This is a genomic window from Arthrobacter sp. StoSoilB13, assembly GCF_019977255.1.
Lineage (GTDB): Bacteria > Actinomycetota > Actinomycetes > Actinomycetales > Micrococcaceae > Arthrobacter.
In genome coordinates, this window is record NZ_AP024647.1 from 473,938 (window position 1) to 497,496 (window position 23,559).

20 protein-coding genes and 1 pseudogene are annotated in these 23,559 nt (G+C 61.8%); 10 read left to right on the forward strand and 11 right to left on the reverse strand.

All coding sequences use genetic code 11. The features are described 5' to 3' along the window. The first annotated feature begins 537 nt into the window (after positions 1–537). Both LDP01_RS02240 and LDP01_RS02245 read left to right on the forward strand, forming a co-directional pair. Positions 538–1,359: a hypothetical protein gene (locus LDP01_RS02240; protein ID WP_224089930.1), complete on the forward strand. Its 822-nt coding sequence runs from the start codon at positions 538–540 to the stop codon at positions 1,357–1,359. 530 nt (positions 1,360–1,889) lie between these two features. Further along, complete coding sequence (locus LDP01_RS02245) at positions 1,890–2,441, forward strand: hypothetical protein (RefSeq protein WP_224089931.1); 552 nt, start codon at positions 1,890–1,892, stop codon at positions 2,439–2,441. Between the two features lie 230 nt (positions 2,442–2,671). Here LDP01_RS02245 and LDP01_RS02250 read toward each other — a convergent pair whose 3' ends face one another. Then, complete coding sequence (locus LDP01_RS02250; RefSeq protein ID WP_224089932.1) at positions 2,672–3,451, reverse strand: isocitrate lyase/PEP mutase family protein; 780 nt, start codon at positions 3,449–3,451, stop codon at positions 2,672–2,674. A gap of 422 nt (positions 3,452–3,873) precedes the next feature. Here LDP01_RS02250 and LDP01_RS02255 point away from each other — a divergent pair, with 422 nt between their 5' ends. Genes LDP01_RS02255 through LDP01_RS02265 form a run of 3 tightly spaced genes read left to right on the forward strand, consistent with a single transcriptional unit; the run spans position 3,874 to position 7,755 of the window. Further along, a complete protein-coding gene (locus tag LDP01_RS02255) occupies positions 3,874–5,193 on the forward strand; it encodes a hydantoinase/oxoprolinase N-terminal domain-containing protein (protein ID WP_224089933.1) in 1,320 nt (439 codons plus the stop codon). Further along, positions 5,190–6,272 (forward strand): DUF917 domain-containing protein, encoded by a 1,083-nt coding sequence (locus tag LDP01_RS02260; RefSeq protein ID WP_224089934.1) that lies wholly within the window; start codon positions 5,190–5,192, stop codon positions 6,270–6,272. Before LDP01_RS02255 ends, LDP01_RS02260 begins: the two co-directional genes overlap by 4 nt. Beyond that, on the forward strand, positions 6,265–7,755 hold the full coding sequence (locus LDP01_RS02265) for a helix-turn-helix domain-containing protein (RefSeq protein WP_224089935.1): 1,491 nt from the start codon (positions 6,265–6,267) through the stop codon (positions 7,753–7,755). Before LDP01_RS02260 ends, LDP01_RS02265 begins: the two co-directional genes overlap by 8 nt. A 150-nt stretch (positions 7,756–7,905) precedes the next feature. On the opposite strand, the gene LDP01_RS02270 is transcribed toward LDP01_RS02265, so the two are convergent. From LDP01_RS02270 to LDP01_RS23310, 4 genes are read right to left on the reverse strand one after another with little or no spacing between them, the layout of a single operon-like run. After that, positions 7,906–8,904, reverse strand: coding sequence for a zinc-dependent alcohol dehydrogenase family protein (locus tag LDP01_RS02270; protein WP_224089936.1), 999 nt, complete (start codon positions 8,902–8,904; stop codon positions 7,906–7,908). Continuing rightward, entirely contained in the window at positions 8,901–9,752 is an 852-nt protein-coding gene (locus LDP01_RS02275; RefSeq protein ID WP_224089937.1) for an aspartate/glutamate racemase family protein, read from the reverse strand. Before LDP01_RS02275 ends, LDP01_RS02270 begins: the two co-directional genes overlap by 4 nt. Further along, positions 9,749–10,519, reverse strand: coding sequence for an MFS transporter (locus LDP01_RS23305; RefSeq protein ID WP_346658892.1), 771 nt, complete (start codon positions 10,517–10,519; stop codon positions 9,749–9,751). Before LDP01_RS23305 ends, LDP01_RS02275 begins: the two co-directional genes overlap by 4 nt. Further along, on the reverse strand, positions 10,425–11,102 hold the full coding sequence (locus tag LDP01_RS23310) for an MFS transporter (protein WP_263433743.1): 678 nt from the start codon (positions 11,100–11,102) through the stop codon (positions 10,425–10,427). The genes LDP01_RS23305 and LDP01_RS23310 overlap by 95 nt, the downstream gene beginning before the upstream one ends. 409 nt (positions 11,103–11,511) lie before the next feature. Here LDP01_RS23310 and LDP01_RS02285 point away from each other — a divergent pair, with 409 nt between their 5' ends. The 4 genes from LDP01_RS02285 (at position 11,512) to LDP01_RS02300 (ending at position 17,064) form a co-directional block, all read left to right on the forward strand. After that, positions 11,512–13,563 (forward strand): hydantoinase/oxoprolinase family protein, encoded by a 2,052-nt coding sequence (locus LDP01_RS02285; RefSeq protein ID WP_224089938.1) that lies wholly within the window; start codon positions 11,512–11,514, stop codon positions 13,561–13,563. Positions 13,564–13,573: 10 nt separating this feature from the next. Next, a complete protein-coding gene (locus LDP01_RS02290; protein ID WP_224089940.1) occupies positions 13,574–15,247 on the forward strand; it encodes a hydantoinase B/oxoprolinase family protein in 1,674 nt (557 codons plus the stop codon). A 42-nt stretch (positions 15,248–15,289) separates the two neighbouring features. After that, positions 15,290–15,745: a GAF domain-containing protein gene (locus tag LDP01_RS02295; protein WP_224089941.1), complete on the forward strand. Its 456-nt coding sequence runs from the start codon at positions 15,290–15,292 to the stop codon at positions 15,743–15,745. 65 nt (positions 15,746–15,810) lie between these two features. Continuing rightward, the gene (locus tag LDP01_RS02300) at positions 15,811–17,064 is read left to right on the forward strand and encodes a metal-dependent hydrolase family protein (RefSeq protein ID WP_224089943.1); all 1,254 of its coding nucleotides are present in this window, start codon (positions 15,811–15,813) and stop codon (positions 17,062–17,064) included. A gap of 843 nt (positions 17,065–17,907) precedes the next feature. On the opposite strand, the gene LDP01_RS02305 is transcribed toward LDP01_RS02300, so the two are convergent. The 5 genes and pseudogenes from LDP01_RS02305 to LDP01_RS02320 form a co-directional block, all read right to left on the reverse strand. Continuing rightward, complete coding sequence (locus tag LDP01_RS02305) at positions 17,908–18,144, reverse strand: hypothetical protein (protein ID WP_224089945.1); 237 nt, start codon at positions 18,142–18,144, stop codon at positions 17,908–17,910. 163 nt (positions 18,145–18,307) lie between these two features. Then, positions 18,308–18,391, reverse strand: a pseudogene (locus LDP01_RS23890) (hypothetical protein); the annotation flags it as partial. Continuing rightward, positions 18,391–19,107: a helix-turn-helix domain-containing protein gene (locus tag LDP01_RS02310; RefSeq protein WP_224089946.1), complete on the reverse strand. Its 717-nt coding sequence runs from the start codon at positions 19,105–19,107 to the stop codon at positions 18,391–18,393. The gene LDP01_RS02310 and the pseudogene LDP01_RS23890, both read right to left, overlap by 1 nt. A 1,339-nt stretch (positions 19,108–20,446) precedes the next feature. Then, positions 20,447–21,187: a GAF and ANTAR domain-containing protein gene (locus tag LDP01_RS02315; RefSeq protein ID WP_224089947.1), complete on the reverse strand. Its 741-nt coding sequence runs from the start codon at positions 21,185–21,187 to the stop codon at positions 20,447–20,449. A gap of 75 nt (positions 21,188–21,262) precedes the next feature. After that, the gene (locus LDP01_RS02320) at positions 21,263–21,475 is read right to left on the reverse strand and encodes a hypothetical protein (RefSeq protein WP_224089948.1); all 213 of its coding nucleotides are present in this window, start codon (positions 21,473–21,475) and stop codon (positions 21,263–21,265) included. Positions 21,476–21,591: 116 nt separating this feature from the next. On the opposite strand from LDP01_RS02320, the gene LDP01_RS02325 reads away from it, so the two are divergent. Continuing rightward, a complete protein-coding gene (locus LDP01_RS02325; protein WP_224089949.1) occupies positions 21,592–21,762 on the forward strand; it encodes a hypothetical protein in 171 nt (56 codons plus the stop codon). A gap of 248 nt (positions 21,763–22,010) precedes the next feature. Here LDP01_RS02325 and LDP01_RS02330 read toward each other — a convergent pair whose 3' ends face one another. Continuing rightward, complete coding sequence (locus tag LDP01_RS02330) at positions 22,011–23,174, reverse strand: hypothetical protein (RefSeq protein ID WP_224089950.1); 1,164 nt, start codon at positions 23,172–23,174, stop codon at positions 22,011–22,013. Positions 23,175–23,559 lie beyond the last annotated feature (385 nt).

Here is a 23,559-nt window from a genome sequence, read left to right on the forward strand (position 1 = left end):
TGCCGCCTGTCGCAGCCCAAAACGTTCGATGCGTGCCTCCACCCAACGGATCCTGCCTTTGGAGACGTGCGGCTGCCCGGGGTATCGCTGCTTGCCGGGATGGTTCCCGCGTTACGCGGGTATTCCCACGATGCCCTGTGTATCAGAGCGAGTTGAGACTAGCGGTTCTTGCAAGTCTGCATGATCGCAGGGCGAGAAACCAGGTTCAAGCACGATGCCTATCTCGGCCGTTCCCGCTTGCGAACTTAGTCCCGCGACAGATCGACCTACAGGTTGGCCAGTCAGGTAGCGCAATGGCGTATGCAGGTGGAATGTTGTGTGCAACAGTGCAGTGACGGAACGGATAAAGCGGCCAACAGTTACGAGAACCTGGTCGCGGCGAGCCTATCCTTTGCTGGGAAAGACGCCTTTCCGTTTCAGGCCACCATAGACCGGCGCTAATGGCCGCGACTCATTTGCAGTCCCGGTCTATGCTTCATAAATGCCCGATTTCTCACGTGCCTGCCCGCGAGTTCGCGGAAGGGGAAACCATCTTCCGTGAGCAATTTGAGCCGCGGTGAGCGTCGTGTTCGCGAAGAGTCTCGCAAATTCCAGCGGCGTACACTGTTTATTGCCGCGGCGGCTTGCCTTGCGGCTGTCGCTGGTGTCGCTACGCCGATCATTTATCAGAGGATGGAGGCAGAAGCCTCCGATATAGCTGTAGTGGAAGACTGGGGTAATTCGAATTATGGCTGCGGTCTGCAATCATTAGCTATGATGTCCCCGCTCCCAGCCGCCGAGGGTAAAGTCGATCTGTCCGAAGTGACCTCTTTGTCTACGGCCCAGGCTCCAGTGCGAGCTGGGTTATGGGAGTCTGGATTTCTGCAGCTCAACCTGTCAGCTGCGGACTCATCGTCATTCACGGTGTTGTCTCTAACGGTTATTGACCGTAAAAAGCTTGAGAACCCTCCGCAGTGGATTTACGTAAAGTCTTATGGTGGATGTGGCAGTCTGGGCGACAAAAGTGTTTTCCTGACGGCGCGTATCGATAAACCATCAGTTCGCCCATCGAGTCAGGATACGAGCTTCGCGGCTTTTCAAGGGGGCGCATTCGAACCGTTTTCGGTAACAAAGGATGCTGCAGCGACATTCAAAGTAAGGAATGATGCTTGCCAAGAGAATTGGCAGTTTTCTCTTCAACTGAAGTATCAGAAGGCCCGCGAATCGCAGACTAGATTCAAGACATTTGGCCCTTTCAATGTCTATGGGACCAATCCGGGTATACCGGTACGTCTAGCTTCACCCGAGGGAAATCTAACGCCTTCTAGCCTTGCCGACCCTTTGGTCAACCTGTGGCGCTATGCAAAGTGCCCCACCTGACTGGACTGCAGGTGGTCCTGGACTCGTGGCGCGTCGAGGCTCTGGGCTGCCGACTGGCTGGCGGGTTTTCACGCACGAGTGGAATTTGTTCTGTTGTCGCTGGTGCGACGTTCATCAGGTAGGGCCGTATGGCCTTGGGGCACCAGGCGTGCAGATCGTCGAGCATGTCCGGCTATCGGTGGTTCGTTGGCGACCGTCGCCGCGACAGACCGAGGCCGTGAGGATGGCCAGGGTCTTGCGGAGTTCGGCGCGTTCGTGGCCGGCTTCGAGATCGATGAGGAATCTCCGGGAAACCCCTGCGCTGTCGGCAGGGCCTACTGCGACAGCCCACGGTACCGGCGGCGGGCACGGACCATTACGCCGACGTTTGCCGGCTCTCCGTGGTGCGTGGTGAAACGGATTCTGTGTCTTGAAAGCTGAAGGGCTCGCAGCCCTCCTGCGATGGATGTTCTCTACGCATTCATCAAGAGTCAGGAGCCCTCGTCTCCGCTCACCAAGGAACCAGCACGACGACGATCAGCACAACCGGGGTGACAACCACCGCCTCCAACGAACTTATCCTTGCCTTCATCAGTTCGGATGGACCGAACTCCGCCAATTCAGCCCGGATTGCGGCCGTTTCCGGCGCAGGGCTCAGCTGGACGCTCCGACAAAGAACCAACACGCAACCTGGCACCGCCGAGATCTGGCAAGCGGTCGCCCCCGGCCCGCTTTCGAATGCGACCATCACCGCCACACAAGCCTCGGGCAGTTGGCAGGCCGCCATGACGGTTGTCGCCTTCCGCGGGGCAGACATCACGACAGGAGCAACACTGGGTGCGAACGCCTCCTCGGGCGCGCCAACGGCCACCCTCACCACCACGAGGGCCGGTTCCTGGGTCTGGGGCGTCGGCACGGACTGGTCCAACCCGATATCCCATACGCCAGGGTCGAATCAGACCCTCGTCGACCAGTTCCTCGCGCCTGCGGGAGACACGTACTGGGTCCAACGACAGAACTCCACCACACCGACAACCGGAACGCCCGTGACGATCAATGACACGTCCCCAACATCCGGACCAGTGGGAGCTCGCGATCATTGAAGTTCTCGCCGCACCCTAGCCTGGGCTCGACCCGCGTTCCAGCAGTCCAGTTGTGGCCGCAGGGTTTATTGGCACTTCGCGATGCCACGTGAAGTAAACATGCCGGGTCAAGGCCAGGATCTGAATCAATGATTCATCCGGTGCATCATCGGCAGCCACCCGAGTAGCCTACGACACGCGATCCGGCTCATGACCGGCCCCGCCGGTGATGCCGGACCGGTTTCCTTGGTTTAGTTCAGGGCCGGGGTGTCCTTGGGGATGACGCCGGAAACGTACAGATCGGCTGCGAGATCCTGGAGGGCGCGCAAGGCGACCCGCTGGGTAAAGGGACCGTAGGAAACACGCGCAACGCCGAGTTTCTGGAGCTCGGCTGCAGGAAGCGCTCCGGGGGCGCCGATCACAGACAATTTGCCGTGTCCGAGGCCTGCGACGAGCGGCTCGATAACGTCGCGTGTCAGGGCGCCAGGGACGAATACCAACGCTGCTCCTGCATCCAGGAAGGCGCGACCACGGGCAATGGCGTCCTCAATTCTGTCCTTGATCGGGCGGTCGCCGCCCTTCGCAATGGCGTCGGTGCGTGCGTTCAGCTGGAACGCGATGCCCTCGCCGTTGGCGGCGTCGACGATCGCCTTCACGCGGGCGACGGCTTCATCGAAAGGACGCAGGCGGTCTTCGACATTGGCGCCCACGACGCCGATGCCAATCGCCCGGCGGATGGTTTCGGCTGGGTCTTCATAGCCGTCGTCGAGGTCTGCCGTGACCGGAAGTTCAACCGCGTTGACGATCCTCTTCACGCCATCCAGCGCGACATCCAGGGGCATGGTTCCATCGGCGTAGCCATACGCGGCCGCAATCGAGTGCCCGGCGGTGGCAATGGCTTTCGTCTCAGGAAGAGCTGCAACGGTCGAAGCGCTGATGGCGTCCCACACGTTGACCACCCTCAGGATTTCCGGTGCCTCATGCAGAGCCTTCAATTTCTCTGCCCGGGCATGGATATTTGATTCGGTCATGGTCGTCCTCCGTCGTCATGGTTGGGATCACTCGCCTAAGTCAGCCTAGACGCAAGGCGCCCTTCCATGCGGGCTTTAGAGCCGACGTCGATGACTTCAACCGGATCAGCCGTGGCTTGCGGTCGGGAGTGTTAGAGCACCTGGGGTGCAGATCATGGACACGTGCGTCAGCCACAGGATCCTTCGACGCTACTGGTTGGACAGGGATGGAGTGCGCATCGGAGAACAGATGGAGGGACTCCTGAGGCGCTAAAGTTCGGTGGTGTCCTGATCCAGCTCCCCTCGGTCTCTGAACAAAGATTGTTCTCCAGTGATTTGGGGGAGTATTAGAGGACGACTAGTGGTGGACTCTATGTGGATGGAAGATATCCACCCGTCGGCAGGTACTCAATGTCGGTAGACGCCAGGCAGGGATCTGAACAATGAGAGTGGGACTGCGGCTTCAGGGAACCAGCTGCCGGACCGTTGTACTGGATGGGCGGACTGTAGTTTCCGCCGCCCGGGAGGTGCACGCCGACAGCTTGCCCGAAGCACTGGAATCGTCCCTGTCCGCTCTCCGTCGGGAGTTCGCGTCAAGCATCACGGAGATCACTGCCGACGTCGGACGGGTTCTGGCGGAGCGGAAGCTGGCCCGCGTCGTCGCCATCCGTATTTCGCCCCGGCCTCCCGCGGACCGCTTCCATATGACCGTGCTGCCACCCCTTATTGAGCCGGCAGTGACCCGCACCGTTCATGTCCGCGGGGGTCACGACCTGCGGGGACGGCCTCTGGCCCGGTTGGACCTGGAGGCGTTCCTGGCCGATCTCCCAGGCATCCTTGCCGGTGACGTGCGGAACGTGGCGATCACTTCCGTCGGTTCGACGGCGTCAAAGGACCATGAAACGCGCATAGCCGATGCCATCCTCAGCAACGACCGGGACATGCGTATCAGTATTTCCAGTGACTTCTATTCCAGCGTTTTCCGGGACCGCGACTACACTGCCATCCTTAACAGTGCCCTGATGGAGACGGGGGAAGAGTTGGCTGTCCTGCTTGAGGAGGCAGGCCGGCGCCAGTTCCCGGCCACCCTCTTGTCGTTTGGAAAGAACGACGGCGGTCGGGCGCCTTTGTCACGCTTGGCGTTGGCTCCTGTGCACGGGTTGTACGCGGAGTCCGCGATGGCGATCCTTGGCGCGGCCACGTTGGCGGGAATCCCCGATGGGGAAGTCATTCTCTGCATGGAGGCCGGAGCCGCCGTGGGCCACACCCGGGGAGGCTTGCCTGCCGCCAGAAGCCTCATCCGCCAAGGATTCGACGCGAGCATCGCCAGCAATGCGGCCATACTTGAGCCTTACACTGTCCACCATCCCGTTCGCACGGACATCCCCTCCGTGATTGCCGATCTCCGCGAGCATCAGGAGACTGCGCTTCCGTTCGGGCTGGTGGCGACTCTGCCGGCGTCGCAGGACGCCGCGCTGGTAGGGTCTGCCGGGGCGCCGCTGACGGCGTGGATCGACAGGCTCGAGACCGTCCGCGGCCGGGATGACCTGCAACGCGTACAGAACCTCGCCGAAGAGGACGCCTACTCAGCGGCGGTCCAGTTGGGCGCCAGCCCCGGGCAGACCCGCATCATTGAATCGAACGTCTATGCCATGCCCTATGGCAACCCGGGTATCGTTCGCATACGGGTCCAAGCGGCAGGAGAAACGTACGTCCACGAGGAACACACGCTACCAACAGCTGCCCCTGGAGCAACCTTATGAGCACCGTACTCACTACCGAAGACGTCCGGAACCTCCGCACCGGGGCCCACTTCCTGACCTGCACCATCGACCCGACGGCCATCTACATCTACGCAGAAATGATCCAGCGGGCGATGGAGGGCCGGTCTTTGGAACTCATCACCGTTGACGAGCTTGCTCCCGACGACCTGGTGGTGGCGGTCGGAATGGTCACGCAGGGCCTTTTCATTGCCGATATGCCTCCGGTGGGAGATGAGTTCCTTGGCTGCATCCGTGCCATCGAGGCCAATCTCGGGCGCTCGGTGCGGGCGGTCTATTCACTTGCCGCCGCCAATATCAACGGAATCGTCCCCCTCATGGTTGGACTGCAGTCCGGGCTGCCCGTCATCGATTCCGACCCCATGGGCCGTGTTTTCCCCTTGATCAGCCAAACGACGCTGAATATTGGAAACGTGGCGATAGGCCCTATCGCACTCAAGGGGGTAACCGGGGAACGGGCGGTGGTCGAGGTGGAAAGCCCTCAGAGGGCCGAAACGCTGGTGCGTGCACTGGTGACCGAACTGGGCGGCTGGGCAGCCACCGCCATGTACCCGTGTTCAGCGCGACAGCTGAAGGAACACGGCGTCCACGGTTCCATCAGCCGGATGATCCGGATCGGGCAAATCCTCAACGCGAACACCCCAGTGGAGAGAAAGCTGTCGATGCTCGCCGAGCTCCTCGGCACCACGCGCATCGCCCGGGCCCGCGTGAGCCACATCGAAAGCCTCTCGCGGCCAACGGACCTCGGCCTGCCGGCGCAACCCTCCAGCGTAACGCTCGAGGACGAGACCACGGGGCGCATCGTTCGTCTCGAAATCCAGAATGAGATCCTGCTGGTCCTCGTGGATGGCGAAGTAACAGCAGCCGTCCCGGACATGGTTACCCTGCTCAATTCCGAGCAGGGCACGGTGGTCAACATCGACGACGTCCAGGTGGGCGACGTCATGGACATCATGAAGATTACGGCAGCGACACAGTGGTACACAGAGGCGGGGCTTGATCTCACTGAGCCCAAGGCCTTCGGCATCCCGATAGCGCACCCAAGGCGGCGACATGCGTAGGTCGAAAAATGAAACCCGGCTCGATCTCGCCGGGCTGTTGGCGCACGGCTCACTCCGTGGCACAACGCCTCTGTATCTCACTCCATCGAGCGGGTTGGTAGAGAGCGTAGTTCTGGTCTCCCAGCTTGAGGAAATCCGACAGGTGCGTCCCAACACTGTGGTCGTCCTCTCACCAGAGATGGGATCAGGTGGCTGGCTGGTTTCCGCGGCACTGCGACACGCTTGGGAGCGGCGGGCCAGCGCCGTCGTCGTGGCCGGCACTACCTATGCAAGCGGAGCGGTCGGACTGGCGGAGCGATTGGGCACCACCCTCCTGGCCGCTGACGGGGACCCAGCGGCATTGGCGTTGGCTCTGTCGGCAGAGATCGGAGCTGCCCTGTCGGTGGTCGATGCGGAACTGGCCCGGGTAGTCCGGGCGGTCACAAAGGACACCACCCTCGGTGACGTTCTCAAGACCATTTCCAGGGAACTGGACGGGGTGGGAGTTTTGCTGGGGTACGACGGCGTGGTGCTGGCCTCCGCCGGAATACCTCCACGGGAGACTGACGAAGTCATCACCGTAGAAGTCGGCGAGGCCAATAGTGCCCTCCGCTTCACCCTGACAGCAAGCGTGCCCACATCCGGGGTCCACAACCTGCGGCTTGTGCGCTCAATCCTTGAGGTAGCCACCCCGGCGGTGAAGGCCGCCTGGTTGTTGGAAGACCTCCACAGCTCTGCCCGTGCCATTCCCACAGCGGCGATCGCGGAATTGGATCAGGACCTTGATGCGTCAGGGGCGGAATTCGAGGAGAAACACCGACATCTGCTGAACCAGCTGGGCTGGCGCGAAGGGGAGCATTACGTGGCTGTGTGGTTCCGAGGCGGGCGGGTGCAAGACAATCGGCCCGAACTGACGGCTGTGCTGCGCCTGCTCTGGCGCAAGGTCACAGCCCGCAGTCCCTTGGCCGAGGTTCAAGGTGGTTGGCTGACGCTCGTACCGGCTGGGGACCAGGATGCCTCGACGCAGCTCGAAACCCGAATCAGGACACGTCTGGGACCGGCCCTTGCCGAGCTTGGCTTGGTGGCCGGACTGTCCCGGTGGCAGGAGGATGGCCCGGCGCTGGCGTTGATCGTGCGTGAGGGCCGGCTGGCTGCTGAATCGTCCCGGTCGATGGGACCGGGTACGGTTCTAGGCCTCGCCAGACTCGGGGTGGCGGCGGCCACCAGCTTCGTGGACATGGACGCCGTCGCGCTCGTGGCCGAACTAACACTGCCGCGCCTGATGGCATCTCCTGACCGCGACGTGATTATTACCGCGGTGGCCGCCTTCCTGGATCACCGCAGCTCAGTGAGCCTCGCAGCGAAGTCCCTCAATTTGCACCGGAACACCCTGCAGGCCCGGCTTAACCGGGCACGGGAACTCGGTGTCCGGCTGGATATCCCGTCCGAGTTGCTGTCCGTCCACCTCATTGCCAAAGTGCTGCAGCGCTCCTTGCAAGACTAGGCGAGCACGCGGGCATACCGTTCCGCCAGCAATCCGTGACCGCGGTCCATGCCCGGGAACGGTCCCTGGTCCGTGTCCTTTCGAACTGTTCCAGGGACAACTGTTCTATGGACAACTGTTCTGTGGACACGGTATCCAGGGACCGCAGGGCTAACCTATCTGGACAACAATCTTCCCTGACTGTTCGTTCGACTCCATGTAGCGGTAGGCGTCGAGCACCTGGTCGAAAGCAAAGACCCTGTCTACCCTGGGCCGCAGCGCGTCGGAGCCAATCCGCTCGAGGATGAAGTCGACGCCTCTCTGCCGTTCATCGGCCCGTCCGACATGGTTGAACATTGAGTAGGGATGGAACACCGATTGAGTCCTGCACATTGCTGCCATGGGGATGACGGGCTGCTGATCGCTCAGAGTTCCGTACCCGAAAATCACTGCGTTGGGTGCCAGGTGATGGACGTAGGTGCCGAGGGACTCTCCTCCTATAGGATCGAAAGCGACCCGCACGCCTTTGCCGTCGGTGGTGCGGTCAATGACCTCGCCGACATCGTCGACTCCCACAAGGGCAACTTCGCTTGCGCCTGCTTCGAGGAGGAGCGACCGCTTCTTCTCCGTCCGTGTCGTCGCGATCACCCTCGCCCCCAGTGCGCGCGCTACCTCGATGGCGCCAAGCCCGGCCGAACTGGCGGCGGCCGTGACGAGCACGGTGTCATCGGATCCGAGATTGGCTACCTCTGCGAAGGCGAAATAGGACGTCAGATATTGCATCCAAACAGAGCAGGCCTCGGCATCCGAAAGCTCGGGTGGAGCAAGGGTTAGGTAGTCTCCCGGAAGGACGGCTGTCGTTCCCTGCACGCCGTCAGTCGTGGTGTAGAAGGGAATACTCGTCACGCGGTCGCCGATGTTGAAGGCCGTGATGTTCTTGCCGATCTCGGTCACCGTTCCCACTGCCTCGGAACCGATGCGCGAGGGGAACGCCGGTATGGTGTAGTGCTCCCCGTGGATGAACATCAGATCTGCCCGGTTGAGTGCAAATGCTGCGACGTCGATGCGGACATCGTTGTCGGCGACCGGACGTGGCGAAGCATCTTCGACGCTCAGCACTTCAGGGCCTCCCAGTTCGCGGAAGACAACCGCGGATTCCGGCCTGCTCATGGCCGGACCATCGAGAGTTCAGTCAACACAGGGGCCGAAGTCATTGACACCATGTGCTTTGGCTTGAGGGCCGGGAAAAACTGCGCACGTTCTTGGGCGGTCGGCCCGTCGTAGCCCAAGCGCTTGCTGTGCGTCCAACCGAAACGGCGGGCCGAGTCCACGAACTGCTCAGCGTGTTTGAGCGGGGCCACAGTCGCGTCGATCACAGGTACGCCAATTTCCTCTTGAACCGTTTGGAAGAATCCGAATTCGGCCGTGCACCCGAGGATGACGACGTCTGCTCCGTCTTCCTCCACGGCCTTGCGGGCTTCGGTCATGATCCGCTTCTCCGTGAGAGCCGGGTCCGCCTGGAAGTCGTCGACGCCCATCTCGAGCACGCGCCACGAGGCAAGACGGTCTGACGCGCCGCAACGGTGGACGTTCTCGGCCATCTCGGGAATCCACTTTTTCCGTCCAACGAGAATGGAGAATCGCTCGCCCAGGCTGCCGGCGAGGCTCAGCGCCGAATGCGCCGGGCCCACAACCACCATGCGATCGGTGATTTCGCGTGCGGCCCGCAGCGCCGGGTCGTAGAAACAACCGATGACGGCGGCGTCGTAGCCTTCTTCTTCCGCCCAGCGCACCGTGCGCAGCAGTTGCGGAAGCATGAGTGCCTCGAAGGCGTTGTACTCAACGTGGGAGGGGCCCACGCCATCAAGTGAGACGACATCAACTTCGGTGCCCGGACGGACAATCTGGCGGAAGGAGTCCGCCATCGCGCGGTTGTAAAGATCGGTGAACAGCGGGTTGATCCACAGGATCCGGGCATTTTCCGGGAGAACGTCGAGACTTTCGCTTGGGCTGATCATTCCAATTCACTTCCTTCGGTTTCGGGCAAGAACAGGCCGAGGACGACCGTGGCAAACAAGAACATGTTGATAAAGAGGATTGTCGAAGTAGTTTCGGTGGCTGAGGCCAGGAGGAGCCCGACAAGACTCGGTGCGACCGTATTTGCGACGCGCTGACCGAAAAGCCCGGACCCGTAACCTGAGCCACGAAGCACTGAGGGGTAGAGCTCACCCATCCACGTGTCCCAGACACCCCAGGCTCCCAAGGCGAAGAAAGCCAGGGAGAACATGCCTACATACATCTCGGTCTCTGTGGAGGCTGTCCCGAAGAAGAATCCGCCGGCTGCTGCGGCGAGGACGTAGATCGTGAAGATCCACTTGCGCCCGAAACGTCCAGTGAGGTAGGAGGCCGACATATAGCCGGGGATCATGAGCACCGCGCTCAGGGCGATGAAGCCAAAGCTTGATGAGGCGCTCAGTCCTCGCCCTTCAAGCAACGTGGGCATCCACGATTGAAGTCCCCAGTAGCCCCAGGAGAAGGTGAAGTTGATGAGGACCTGAATAACCGTGATCCGGCCCATCCTCCCCTTGAAGAGGTTCCAGAAGGACAGCTTTTTGCCGTCCGAGACCGTCAATATGGTGCTCCGGGAGATGCCGCGTGCACCCAGACGCTCGAGTACAGCGTGTGCCTCTTCATTCCGGCCCCCGCCTCGCGAGCCAGTAGGGGGATTCCGGTACGACCTTGTATAGAACGATGCCCCATAGGCTGGCAAGCGCGCTGACAGCAATAACCCAGCGCCAGCCGTGCCCTCCGATCAGGGCAGCGGTGCCGAGGGCGGCAAGGATGCCAATCGGCCACCCTGCAGCCAGATATACAGTGGCCTTTCCGCGGACCTTCACGGGGAGCAGTTCTTCAAAATAGGGGAAAGTCACCGTGAAGACGCCGGAGAACAAAAGCCCGGAGAGGAAGCGAGCCACCGAGAGGACCTCAAAGTTCGGCGCGAAGCAGCTCAGGAGCGTAAAGACGCCATAACCGAAGAAGCTCCACGCACAGGTGGCCTTCCTGCCGATCCGGTCAGAGATGGGTCCCCAAACGAGTGACCCGGGAATCATGCCAAGGAAGAGCGCCGAAATGGCGATTCCTACCTGCGTCATACCGACCTGCAGGCTGGTAGCCAGATCACTGGCAACGTAGGTGAGCATGAGCATTTCCCAGGCTTCGATTGCGAAAGCAACGAAGAGGACCGCACAGATCTTGACGTGAATGAACCCGAAAGGCATGTCGCGGAACGCGTGCCCCACGGCCATGGATAGAGGTGGACTCGCCGTCCCGGGCACTGGCCCTGAAACGAGTGGGTCGATATTGGACATGTCGTGACCTCCGATATTGCGAATGGGATAAGAAGGACAAACAGCGTTTCTGTGCACGGAGAACAGTTCGGATCCCAAGGAATGCACGGTGCACCTCGGAGCAGCTCATCCAAGCCTCCACTCGGAGCAGCCTGTCCAAGCCTCCCGCCGAGTGATTGCCCTCACACTACAAACCGAGAACTCACAGATGGTGTTCAGCTTGCACTTTTCTGGCATGGAGGTTTGGGCGTCAAGCACTACCGCCCAAAACGTGCATCCGTTCGGGCGTGGCGTAACTGCCACCGCTTTTATGCAGTCTGCCCGTCCAGCTTGAGCACAAGGGTGCAGTATGCCCATCCCCATGGTTGGCCCCGTATGTAGCGTATTGCCACACACAAAGTGCCATTCCCAGAACCATGAGGAGATAAACATGCCGAACTACAGGGTGTCGATGGATATCGGCGGAACCTTTACCGACATTGTGGCGTACGACCAGGACGCCGGAACCTACGCGGCAACGAAAGCGTCAACCACGCCCGGGAACCTCAGTGCCGGCGTCATCGCAGGCCTCGAATCGATAGTCGATGATCTCTCGGACATCGATTTCCTGGTCCACGGCACCACACAGGGCCTGAACGCATTCCTCGAACGCCGTGGTGTTCCCGTGCTGCTGCTGGCCACCGCAGGCATCGAGGACACTTATCACATCGCCCGCGGACCGCGTCTTGAGCTCTACAACGCTCAGTACCGCAAGCCCGCCCCGCTGGTCGAGCGCAAGGATGTCATCGGCGTCGAAGGCAGGCTGGACAGCCAAGGCGGGGAACTTGTGCCCTTGGACGAACTGGCAGTCCGCCAAGCAGCGCGCCGGGCAAAAGAGGAGGGCTATGGCGCCGTCGCCGTTGCGTTCCTGTTCAGCTACAAGAACCCCTCGCACGAACTCAGGGCCCGCGAAATCCTCATAGAGGAACTAGGGGAAGACTTCACCGTCTCCCTATCGCACGAAGCAGCCAAGGAATGGCGCGAATACGAGCGCACGTCCTCTGCCGTCGTCGAGGCCTACACGGGTCCGGTCGTACGCAACTACCTTTTGGACTTGGAAGACAAACTCGCTGACCGGGGAGTGGAAGCCCCACTGCACATCATGCAGTCCTCCGGCGGTGTACTCACCGCCGAATCCGCTCGTAAGCGGCCGCTGCAGACGCTGCTTTCCGGCCCGGTCGGCGGTGCCATGGGCGACGTCGAACTGGCAGGTGTCTCGGGAAACCGCAACCTCATCGGTGTGGACATGGGCGGAACATCCTTTGACGTTTCCTTGGTGGTTGACGGCAAGCCGGACGTCTCCACGGAGGCCCACCTTGAAGGTCTGCCGATGCTCATGAGCGTTGTCAACATCCACACCGTCGGCGCTGGCGGCGGCTCCGTCGCCTGGCTCGAAGCCGGCGGCCTGCGGGTCGGACCGCGTTCCGCAGGAGCCAACCCCGGACCGGCTTGCTACGGCCGCGGCGGGACGGAACCCACCGTCACTGATGCCAACCTGGTCCTCGGCCGTGTCGACCCCGACTGGTTCGCCGGCGGACAGGTCGCCTTGGACCGCGAAGCCGCGATAACAGCCCTGAAAACTGTCGGTGACCAGCTCGGCCTGGACCCCATTGCCATGGCGGAAGGCATCTGCGACGTAGCCAACTCGCAGATGGCCCAGGCGATCCGGACCATCACGATCTCCCGCGGCATCGAGCCCCGGGACTTCTCCCTCGTGGCCTTCGGCGGAGCCGGACCCATGCACGCAGTCTTCCTCGCCAAGGAACTCGGCATCCCGGAAACAGTCGTTCCTCGATTCCCCGGCGCTTTCTCCGCCTGGGGCATGCTGCAAACCAACATCCGCAAGGACTTTTCCGAACCCTACTTCTACCTCGACGAAGACATCGACGTGGCCGACATGGCCGGCATCCTGCGCTCCATGGAAGTCGAAGGCTTGTCGTCACTGGTCTCGGAAGGGGTCCCGGAGGAAAGCCGCGCAACGAAGGCGTCCGTGGACGTCCGCTATCAGTCACAGGAGTTCTCGCTGAACGTTCCGCTGACGTCCGCTGACGAGCCCGAATCTCCCGACTTCGTCGCCAACCTCGCCCGCCGATTCTCCGCGATGTACCACGAGCGCTACGGCCACTCCAACCCTGGTGCGCCGATCGAAATCGTTACGCTGCGCACGCAGGCTGTCGGTGACCTGGGACGGCTGGAAGCTCCGAGCTACGTCACTGCACAGGGGCCGGAGTTCAAGCACGAAATCCGTCAGGTGGTCTTTGACCACGTTGAGCACAGCACCACCGTGGTCCGCCGGGACGACCTCGGAGCAGGCCACACTTTCGAAGGTCCCGCCATCATTGTTGAGCAGACCGCCACCACCGTGGTTCCACCCGGGTTCAACGTCAAGGTCGACGAGTTCGGCTCCCTGGTCATCCGCACTGAAAACGTCGAAGAAAACTGAGGTACCAAAAATGACAATTGCAGCAGTCACAACCCTGGATCCGGTCACCGTGGAAATCATCCGCAATGCGCTCACCAGCGCGGCGGATGACATGAACGCCACCCTGATCCGCTCCGCCTACTCACCCATCCTCTACGAGGGCGGGGACTGCGTCGTGGCCCTACTGGACACCGAACACCGAGTGCTCGGACAGTCCGCAGGCCTGCCGCTGTTCCTGGGCAACCTCGAAACGTGTTCGATCGCCGTGGAGGAAATGTACGGCCGCGCGGTCTGGCAGGAAGGGGACATCTGGATCCTCAACGATTCATACCTGGGTGGGACCCACCTGAACGATGTGACCATTTTTGCTCCGATCTTCGACGACGGCGCCGTGGTTGGATTCGCGGCCACTCGGGCGCACTGGATGGACATGGGATCCAAGGATGTGGGCGGCTCGATGGACTCGACAGATATCTTCCAGGAAGGCTTCAGGATGGGGCCGGTCAAGCTGGTCGAAGCCGGTATAGAGACTTCTGTCGTTGACCTGATCCGGACTAATGTGCGCTTCCCTTACCAGACCATTGGTGACATGCACGCGATGATCGCAGCCCTCCGGATGGGGACCACCCGCATGAAGGAGCTCGTGGGCAGGTACGGGATGGAGCAGTTGGATGCCGCCCGGGATGAGATCTTCCGCCAAACGGAGGAAATCGAGCGTGCGACCGTCCGCAACATCCCGGACGGCGTCTACGAAGCCGAGGGTTTCCTGGACAACGACGGCATCGATCTGGACACTCCCATTCCAATCAAGCTGCGGATCACGGTAGCGGACGATACCGTTGACTTTGACGTCACCGGATCGGCGGACCAGACCCTGGGTCCGGTCAACTGTGGTGCCGCCCAGGCCGTCTCGGCACTGCGCGTGGGCTACAAGCTCCTCGTCAGCCCGGAGTCCAACTCCAACGGTGGTTCCTTCCGGCCAATGACCACCCAGGTGCGGTCCGGCTCGGTTCTGGGCGCCGTGACGCCGGCCCCGTGCCAGTGGTACTTCTCCCACCTTGGGCTGCTGATTGACCTCGTCTCCAAGGCAATGGCCCCGGCCATGCCCGATCGGGTCGCCAGCGCCAGCCACGGTGACTCCATGATTATCACCGCCGCCGGTTTCGACACCCGCTTCGGCCGGAACTTCGTCACTATGGAAGCCACCCTGGGCGGCTGGGGTGCCTGGCAGGGCACGGACGGTGAATCAGCCATGATCAACAACGTCAACGGCTCACTCAAGGACCTGCCGATCGAGATGTTGGAGACCCGTTACCCATTCCGGATCAACGAGTACTCCATCCGCCCCAACTCCGGCGGACCCGGACAGTACCGTGGCGGCAACGGCGTAGTGCGCGAATACGAATTCCTGGCCGACTGCGTGGTCGGGCTGTGGTTCGAACGGTCAAAGACCCCCGCTTGGGGACTCTTCGGCGGATCGGACGCTCAAGGCCCGGAAGTTGTGATCAACCCCGGACGCTCTGATGAGGTCCGCACTCTGAAGGCGAACGCCCGCAAGGTCAAAGCCGGCGACGTCGTCCGCCTCGCTGTGGGCGGGGGCGGCGGCTTCGGAGACGTCTCCAAGCGCTCCCGCGAGGACATCACCTACGACATCGTCAATGGATTCATCACCGACGACTTTGCCCGGACGCACTACGGCTACTAAGCCCCACCAGTGGATGGGTTCCCATCCAGAAGGGAGGACTCCATGAGTTCCCAATATCAATCCTTCGACGACGTTTGCGAAAGCGCCCGGAAAGCAGTCGGCGTCACCCTCTTTACCATCTCAGTCATCGCCGACGACGGCGCCAGTATGGCCCGCGTCTACACCACCCATCCCGATGTCTATCCGGTAGGCGGGAAGAAGACCCTCGCCGGGGACACGAACCGGGTGTGGCTTGAACAGGTCCTCGAGGGACAGCAGCCGTTCCTGGGGGCGGACAAGGAAGCGGTCCGCGCATTCTTCTTTGATTCGGAAACGATCGAGTCATTGGGCTGCGGGGCCATCGTGAACGTTCCGGTCGTGAGCAGCGGCCGGACTATCGGATCGATGAACTTCCTCGCACCTGAGGGCAGCTACGACCAGAGTTCGGTGGAGGCAGCCGTGGACGTCGCACGGCGGTCCGTCCATCTGCTCCAAGAAGCCCTTATCACCACTAACTAGTTCCACCGCGGGCGGGCACCAATTGGGGGCCCGCCCGCGCCGACAACAACAGGAAGGAACCGCACGTGACCACTCCGGAAAGCCTGACAATACGTAACGCCCTGATCTTCGACGGCGAATCACCTGACCTGATTGAGGGCTCTATCAGCATCCGGGATGGCCGGATCACCGACGTGGGGCGGGAGGTGGAAGATACCGGTGCCGTCCTTGACGCCGGCGGCCGAACCGTGATTCCAGGACTTATCGATGCACATTTTCATGCTTACGCGCTCAGCCTGACGTCTGCCACGAACGAGACGGGGCCACTTAGCTATTCCGCACTTACCGGTGCAAGGCGCCTCGCTGCTGCATTGCTCCGTGGATTCACAGCGGTGCGTGACGTGGCGGGCGGTGACGTTGGCCTTGCCAACGCCATCGAGGAGGGACTGTACCCTGGTCCACGCTACTTCTTCACGGGACCGGCGCTAAGCCAAACAGGAGGCCACGGCGATATCCGGGCCGCGAACGACGGAGGATGCTTCCATGGCGGCCACATGTGCGAAGTGTTGGACGGCGCAGATGACCTGCTGCGGGCCGTGCGCCACCGATTCCGAACCGGCGCCACCGCGATAAAGCTCATGACCTCCGGAGGGGTTGTTTCGCCGGTCGATCCGATTCGGGTTCCGCAGTACAGTGCGGAGGAAATCCGCGTCGTAACGGACGAGGCTTCCCGGCGGGGCAGCTATGCCACCGCCCACGCATATTCGCCCGAGGCTATTCGCCATTCAGTACTTAACGGGGTCCGCTGCATCGAACACGGCAATCTGCTGGATGCGGAAACCGCCCGGCTCATGGCTGACAACGACGTCTATCTCGTCCCCACCTTGGTGACCTACGAGGCCATGGAGCGACGCGGAGAGGAAGTCGGCCTCACCAAAACGGGAACGGCCAAGAATCGGGAAGTGCTGGAGGCCGGGAGGAACGCGCTGGCACTGGCCCGCGACGCTGGGGTCCGGATCGGATTCGGAACAGACCTCATGGGTGAACTGGAGGACGAGCAACTGGCCGGACTCCGCCTTCAGTGCGAAGTGCTTGGCGTGTACGGCGCCCTCCGGTCGGCAACATCAACCAACGCCGCCCTGCTTGGACGCGGTGACCTTGGACGCATCACCCGAGGGTCGTGCGCGGACTTGGTGGTGCTGGACGGGAATCCCTTCCACGAACCATCGATCCTCTGGGACGAAAGCAAGACGCGGACCGTCATCAAGGATGGGCAGATCATCTCCACCGGTGCCCTTCGGGGTGCGGCGGACCTCCCGTTAAACGTTTCGGTTGCCTGAGAAAGCCGGATGGTGTACTTGCGCGCGCCCCGGGCACCGACACGGACAAGCTGCAAGTAGTTCGCATAGTGCTAACAGCGGTTTGTTTTCGGTCAGATCCGTTCTAAACCTTTCCGGTCAGCGTCGGTTACGATGTACGCCCTATTGACTGAAAGAACCCGGCTGAAACTCAGCTGGGTTCGTGCCGGTCCCATTTAGCTACTGCTGCGAGGCATTTCTGTATGCGCGCTAGTGGTCTGAGTGCCTCGCAACAGTGATTTGGTCACGCTCGGCGTAGTAGCGACTTCGAAGCATAGTAATGAGACCGAGACGTGATGCCCTAGTTGCAATTCTCCGGGTGTGAATCGCAGGAGTATTTGGCGTGGTTCTGTCAGCGCTGCCGGTTCCGAACGGACTTCTCGGGCCCACCAGGGCACGTAGCCCTCCGTTAGGTGAGGGCTGGGGGCTCCCGGCGGCCCGCGCGCGCCAACTTGCTTTTACGGAGGGGGCGGGTGGAGTCTCCCCGCGTTTCCCGGGATTTCTATAAGGCCGACAACGGGCCTTTCGTACAGCTCGGTAGGGGAGGGGTAATGGGGCATGCGACGCACTCACCCTGCGACCGAAGTTCTGGGCAGCCCCGCAAGCCAGTCCCCTCCGGCGCCAACACGACATACCGGCCGCTATCCAGGGCGACCATGCAACCTGCGAGATTGGGCGATGAGTCAGGCATCCCGGAGGCCGGAACGATTTCCGAAGACAGGCGCTCCTTGTGAGCTTTAAGTCTCGTGAGCTCCGGTCCCGCCGTGCGGTCCCATACCATTCAGACTGGCGTCCGGAGAAGCTAATTTGTGCCTTTGGCAACGGTCATGTGGGATATCTGCCTGATTCGGGTCCGGTCCGGGATTCGAGGGCGGTGGCGGCGTCGAGGGCGTCGTCGACCACGATGAGGTAGTTGTCGCGTCCGGCGGCGAGTGGGATGGAGTGTTCGCCGTATTTGTCGTATGCGAGGTCGACGGCGTCGGCGGCGTTGGTGATGTTGAGTCGGCGCAGGAGCCGGGCGATGTCGAGGGTGTCTTTGTCGCGTTCGGCCGCGATTTTCATGGCCAGGAGCGTTTCGGTGTCTGCGGCCCTGGATGGTGAGTCCGTCGAGCTGTTCGATGTCGACCCAGGTGGCGTTCTCGGGGACGAAGGCTGAGGCGTTGGTGTTGAGCCAGTCGGGCGCGAGGTCGTAGTCTGCTGCCATTTCCGTGACGACGGTGTGGATGGTGTGTGGGTCGGCGTAGCTGGCGTCGATGTCTGCGGTGGGCCGGTTGCCGATGCCCTGAAGGATGAGGGCGGCACCGCCCACTAACTTGACGTCGCCGTGAGCACCGGTGGCCTGCAGGCGCCTGCCGAGTTCATGGAGGAGAGCCCGGATTTGTGCGGCGGTGAGTTCTCCGCCGGTAATGCCGTGACCAGGCTACGTTCGCGGATGAAGACGTTCAAAGCGGCGAGTTCCGGCGGGGTTTCGGTGCGGGTGAGTTCCTTCATGGGTGCGCGGATGGTGCGGTAGGACTCTGCCGGCATCCATGCCTTGTCGAGGGGTTTGATTCGTCGTGTCCAGGATGGCGTGGGTTGGCCGAGGCGGTGTGCGGTGTAGTTGGTGATTCCGGCGAGGGCCGCTGACCAGTGCGGGTCTTTGAGGCGGGGGCTGCGCTGGAGCAGCGGTCTGCCGGCGGTGAGGGAAGCGGTGGCGTAGTCGGCGAGCATTTTGATGGCGAACTCAAAGTCCCGTTCGGAGATGAGTCGGGTGAAGGTTGCCGCGTAGTCTCGCCGCGAAGGGTCGAAGTCGCTGCCCCGGGGGATGGGATCTGTGGCGGCCAAGGTCAGGCCGACGGCGGCCATGACGGCTAGGGTTTTGCCGAGTTCGGCGCGGTCATGGCCGGCTTCCAGATCGATGAGGAACTTCCGTGACACACCGGCCATGTCGGCAAGGGTTTGCTGGGACAGCCGGCGGGCTGTGCGGCGGGCGCGGATGATGGCGCCCGCTGATGCCGGGGTCTCGATGGTGCTTTCCAGTGTCATGGCGTCCCTTCTACCGTCCATTATGTCACCGAATGGTGACATATGCATTTGAGGGCGGGCGTCCGGCGGTCAGCTGGCTCGTATGTGGATGCCAAGCATAGTGGACGCTATTGATCGGTCAGGTGAGTTTCGGCCGAGCGGATCATGAGATTGCCGAAGGGAGGTGCAGCCGCCGTGGAGAGATTGGATGCGGGTAAGGTTTTGGACGCAGGGAGCTACTGCCTGCGGGCGTGCCCTCGGCCGTGGGTTCAGGCCGGGTGGAGCCTCGGATTGTTTGCCAGCACAATGAGAAACCGCGCCCCTTCCATATGGGGTGCGATCGGCGGTTGGAGAGCTTGAATCGGCGAAATTGGCGTGTGGACACTGTCCACCCTTCTCGCTTCGTCCTGGCCCGTACTGCCGCCGGACTGGCCCGGATCCCGCATGTTTCCGCCACTTCCCAGTGTCCGCAAGGCCGGGAATCCCGTTCGAGTCCCACCTCGGGCACGGCATACCCCCTCAACAGAGGGGGTTTTTGCTTTAACGTGTGTACATTCTGGTTGGTCAGGCCCCTCTGACATTGGCCGCGGGTGTGCCTGGCGCCGCGGGTCGCCTGTTTGGTTGTGGGGTTATGCGATCCTTTCTTGTATGTCTGTTAGGTCCTGGTTGGCCTACAACCTTTCATGGGTAGCGGAGCTGAGCGCAACATGACTTCGTGATAATGCGTCAAAAGTTCTTGGTTTTGGCTCGTTGCTGACGTTGTGTACCCGGCGTGGCCGATGTTTTGTCAGGCCAAAGAGGGCGTGGACATTGTCCACACTTAAATCTTCTTTATTGAGACTGATGACAGCCATTGCCTGCCCGTTGTTCGGCCTACATCTAGTCATCGCCTGTAATTGGCCCGAGCGACATGCCGCCCATTCGCAAGCGCACTATCTGCAGGGCCCCGGCGACGTGAGAGTTCAGTCGGCGCGGTCGATCGGATGTTTTGGGGGAGGACTCGTCGGCGTCGTCGACGCGTGACTACGAACAAATGGGGGAGTGGCACGGCGCAGCTTGCGGTCTCTGCCAAGGTCGCCGAGCATTGGGAGTTTTCACACGATCCTCGGGGCCGCCCACGTCGAAGCCGACCGGTTCGCCGATAGCGGGGATTCGGTAAGGCTTGGGGAGGGGCTGGATAGCGGTAACCCGAAGCCTGCAGGGCCTTTAGCCTGCCACGCCAGGATTAGGGTAGGTCTTCAGTAGAACCGTCCTGAACGCCCGTCGAGGGCACTGGCCGCACGCATACTTCGTACCCCGGACCCTCAGCGACAAACCCACCACTCAGTTGCTGGCACATGACTGGAGGGGGTGGTGGGCCTTAGTCGTCGAAATGGTTTACCGGTGCCGTGGTGGTGCCGTTGCGTTCGGCGACGATGTTCCCGGCGAGGTCGTGGAGTTTTTGGTTCCGATTCTGGGATGCCTGGTGAAGGAACGCGAAAGCTTCATTCTGGGTGCAGTTGTTCTCGGCCATGATGATCCCGGTCGATAGATCAATGACCGTGCGGCGACGCATGGCGGCTTTGAGGTCTTCGGTGAGCAGATCAGCCGTGGCGATCCGCAGCGCCAGCCGCAACGCCTGGCCAGCCATGTCCGCGAAGACCATGGCCTCGTTCACGACTTCCTTGGTGAAGGTTCCCGCCTCGGGGGCGAAGAAATTCAGGGCCGCTGAGGCGTCGTTGCCCAGCTCCAGTGGTGCCGCGAGGACACTGCGCGCACCGGCCTCAGCGATAGTGCTGGTGTACTTGGGCCACGGATTATCGGCGCTGGTGTCCGCCACCACCACTGGCTGGCCGGTTTGGAGTGCTTCCAGGACTGGGCCGTCGCCCAGGCTCTGTTCGACGCCGTCCCAGAGGATCGCCTCGTCGCTGCTCCCGGCCAGGGTCACGGCCCGCTTCCGGCGCCAAAGGGTGACCGCGCATTCGATCCTGATCTGCGTGGCGCGGCTTAAAGTCGTAGCCGCGCAGCGAGTCATTCCGTCCAGAAAGGACTTGACGTCATCGGTTCCAGCGATGAGTTGGTGAAGTCGCTGGAAGTCTTCGTTCTGCTCCTCAGTGTCCACATCCAGCATTGTAGAAGCGGGTATTTACAGGGGCAAGACGGATGAGGGGCCCTTTTTTGGGCCGGGATTTCTGCTTCAGTTCGGGGCGCTGATTTCCTCGACGGCGGCCTCCAAAGCCAGCTCGTCGGAGGCGCTGAAAGGTGCCAACCCGTGGACATAGGCGTCCAAATCCAGCACGTCGGCGTTGCCGCCCATGCTCCAGAACGAGACCCAGAGATCGTTGACCGTCGTGCTGGTTGTGTCCAGCACGGCAAGCGCGACCCGACGCGCTTCCTCCACAACGCCCATGCTAGGAACTGCTTCCCCGTCAAAGCAAGAGAAACCGCACTTCAACACCAATTGCCAGCACAAGAGCGCGCTATTAAGAAGCATGATGCTGAGCTGCTCACGCGTTTTGAGGACGCGTGACCGCGTACCTGGACATCGAGGACGCGCTCCAGCTTGTTGACCGGTACGGCTTGCATATCCGCGATGTCGGTTTGCTGGCCTCGGCTTTGGCTAGGCCCGCGACAACCGTCATGGGCGCCGAAGCATACCCGGACCCTGCGTTGAAGGCGGCTGCCTTGTTGGATTAGGTCGGGCGGGCAGAACCCGCCGCTGGGTCTCCTGGGACGAATGCATAATGGCGACGAATTGTTCGTCGGTCAGGGGCCGGATCGCCTCCGAGTTCGTGGCTCGACCTCGGAGGGCGTGGGCATGGTGATACTAATGGCTATCATGTGTGCCGGTAACGTCGCCGGCTCTCATCGGACCCAGTCGGCGATCTGATCTCCCGGGCGGATCGCCATTGCATCAAATTTCTAACCTGAAATCATTGGACGCCTCAGCGCGTAGGCATCGGCGCAGGGGTCGATGCCGGGAGCGCGGCGAGGTTCCGGTAGAGATCCGAGTCGCGCGTGGTGTGCCCGCGGTTGTCAGTGACGTAGACCTCGAACGTGAAGGTGCTGTCGTCGTGGTCGAGCGTGAATTCGATAGTGGGGTCCCTTACGGATATTGTCCCTTGCGAGACGATTCGGCCGTATTTCTGCTCCGGGACACTGAGATCCGTGCCGTGCTGCGCGGGGTCACGGATGAAGTATCGAACCGTGTACGGCGCCGGCGGCAGGTGCCGCAAGGTTGGGAAGAAGGTGAAGTCCCTCGTGCCGGTCGTCGGGTAGACCTTCGCATGCCACTGGTAGCCGGAGACTCCGGGAGTGAGCGCGTCGTCGAGGTCGCGGATGCCCGTGCGGTTTGTTTGGGGGTCGGCGCTGCTGCGGGTGTGGCTTAGGGCTTTGGTGGCGGGTCCGAGTCCGACGCCGAGGCTTAGACCGAGCCCAATCGAGACCACCGGGAGGAGGATCGCCCACAAGCGCGCGCGGCGCTGCAGGCCAGTCCGGACGGCCTGCCGGTGCATCGATAGCGTGTAGGGCACGGCGCCGGTGGGGATAGCTCTCGAGTACGGACTATAGCCCGCGCGGGCCCAGGCCTCAATGTACGCAGCACGGGGCGGGAGTGAAGCTTCAGTGCCTCCGACCGGGTTCCAGTAGGCAAGGAATGGCAGCGGCAGATCCCTCAGCCGGTCGTATGGGTCCTTGGTGGTGAAGGTCGGCACCATGCGGTAGCGAACTCCCCCGCCGGCAGCGTACTGGTGAAGGTAGGCGTGGAAGTCTTCAAGGTGTGTGCGGTCGACCTTGATCTGGACTATGAATGCCCTCGTCACGATCGCCTCAAACCGTGTGAGCGTGACCCACTCTCCGGCATGCCAAAGCAGGAGGGCACCCGAGATAGCTGAGATTATTGATCCCGCCATGATGAGCGCCTCGACCCAAAACGGGATGATCGTGCTGTCACTATCGTTGACAAGGATCGAACCGGCGACCGCTGCCACCGCGATCACCACAAGGGCCGCACCGAGGGCCGCGCCTGCCCAGCGTGGCATTCGGATTGCACGAATCTGGGCCGGCAGATCCTCCTCGCGGAAGTGATCACTGGAATTCGGAACGAACATCGCTACCTCCAACATCCAACGGGAAAGGCCCTGAGGACGATGCTTCCATAAGCCGCCCCAGCTGGGTGGTGGATTGACGAATCTTGTGCAATTCTTCGACAAAACCTTGCAATGTCCTTCGGTGCACATGCTCCGGTTCCCGCACCGACGGCGGACTCCTCGCCAGGAGTCGGGAAGTGGGATGTTGGCGGGAAGTCTCAACACCGACTTCTGCGCGGGCTGCGCCTGGGGTTTTGCGAGATGGCTGACCATAATGTCACCGGTGACTGCTGGAGGCGTTGTGCCTGGCCGGGCTGGTCATGTCGTGCGCTGCCGGACCTGCAATGGACGGTGGGAGAACGACCAGCGGAGGGGAGGGAAGCCGATGCACTTTGTGCCAAGATTT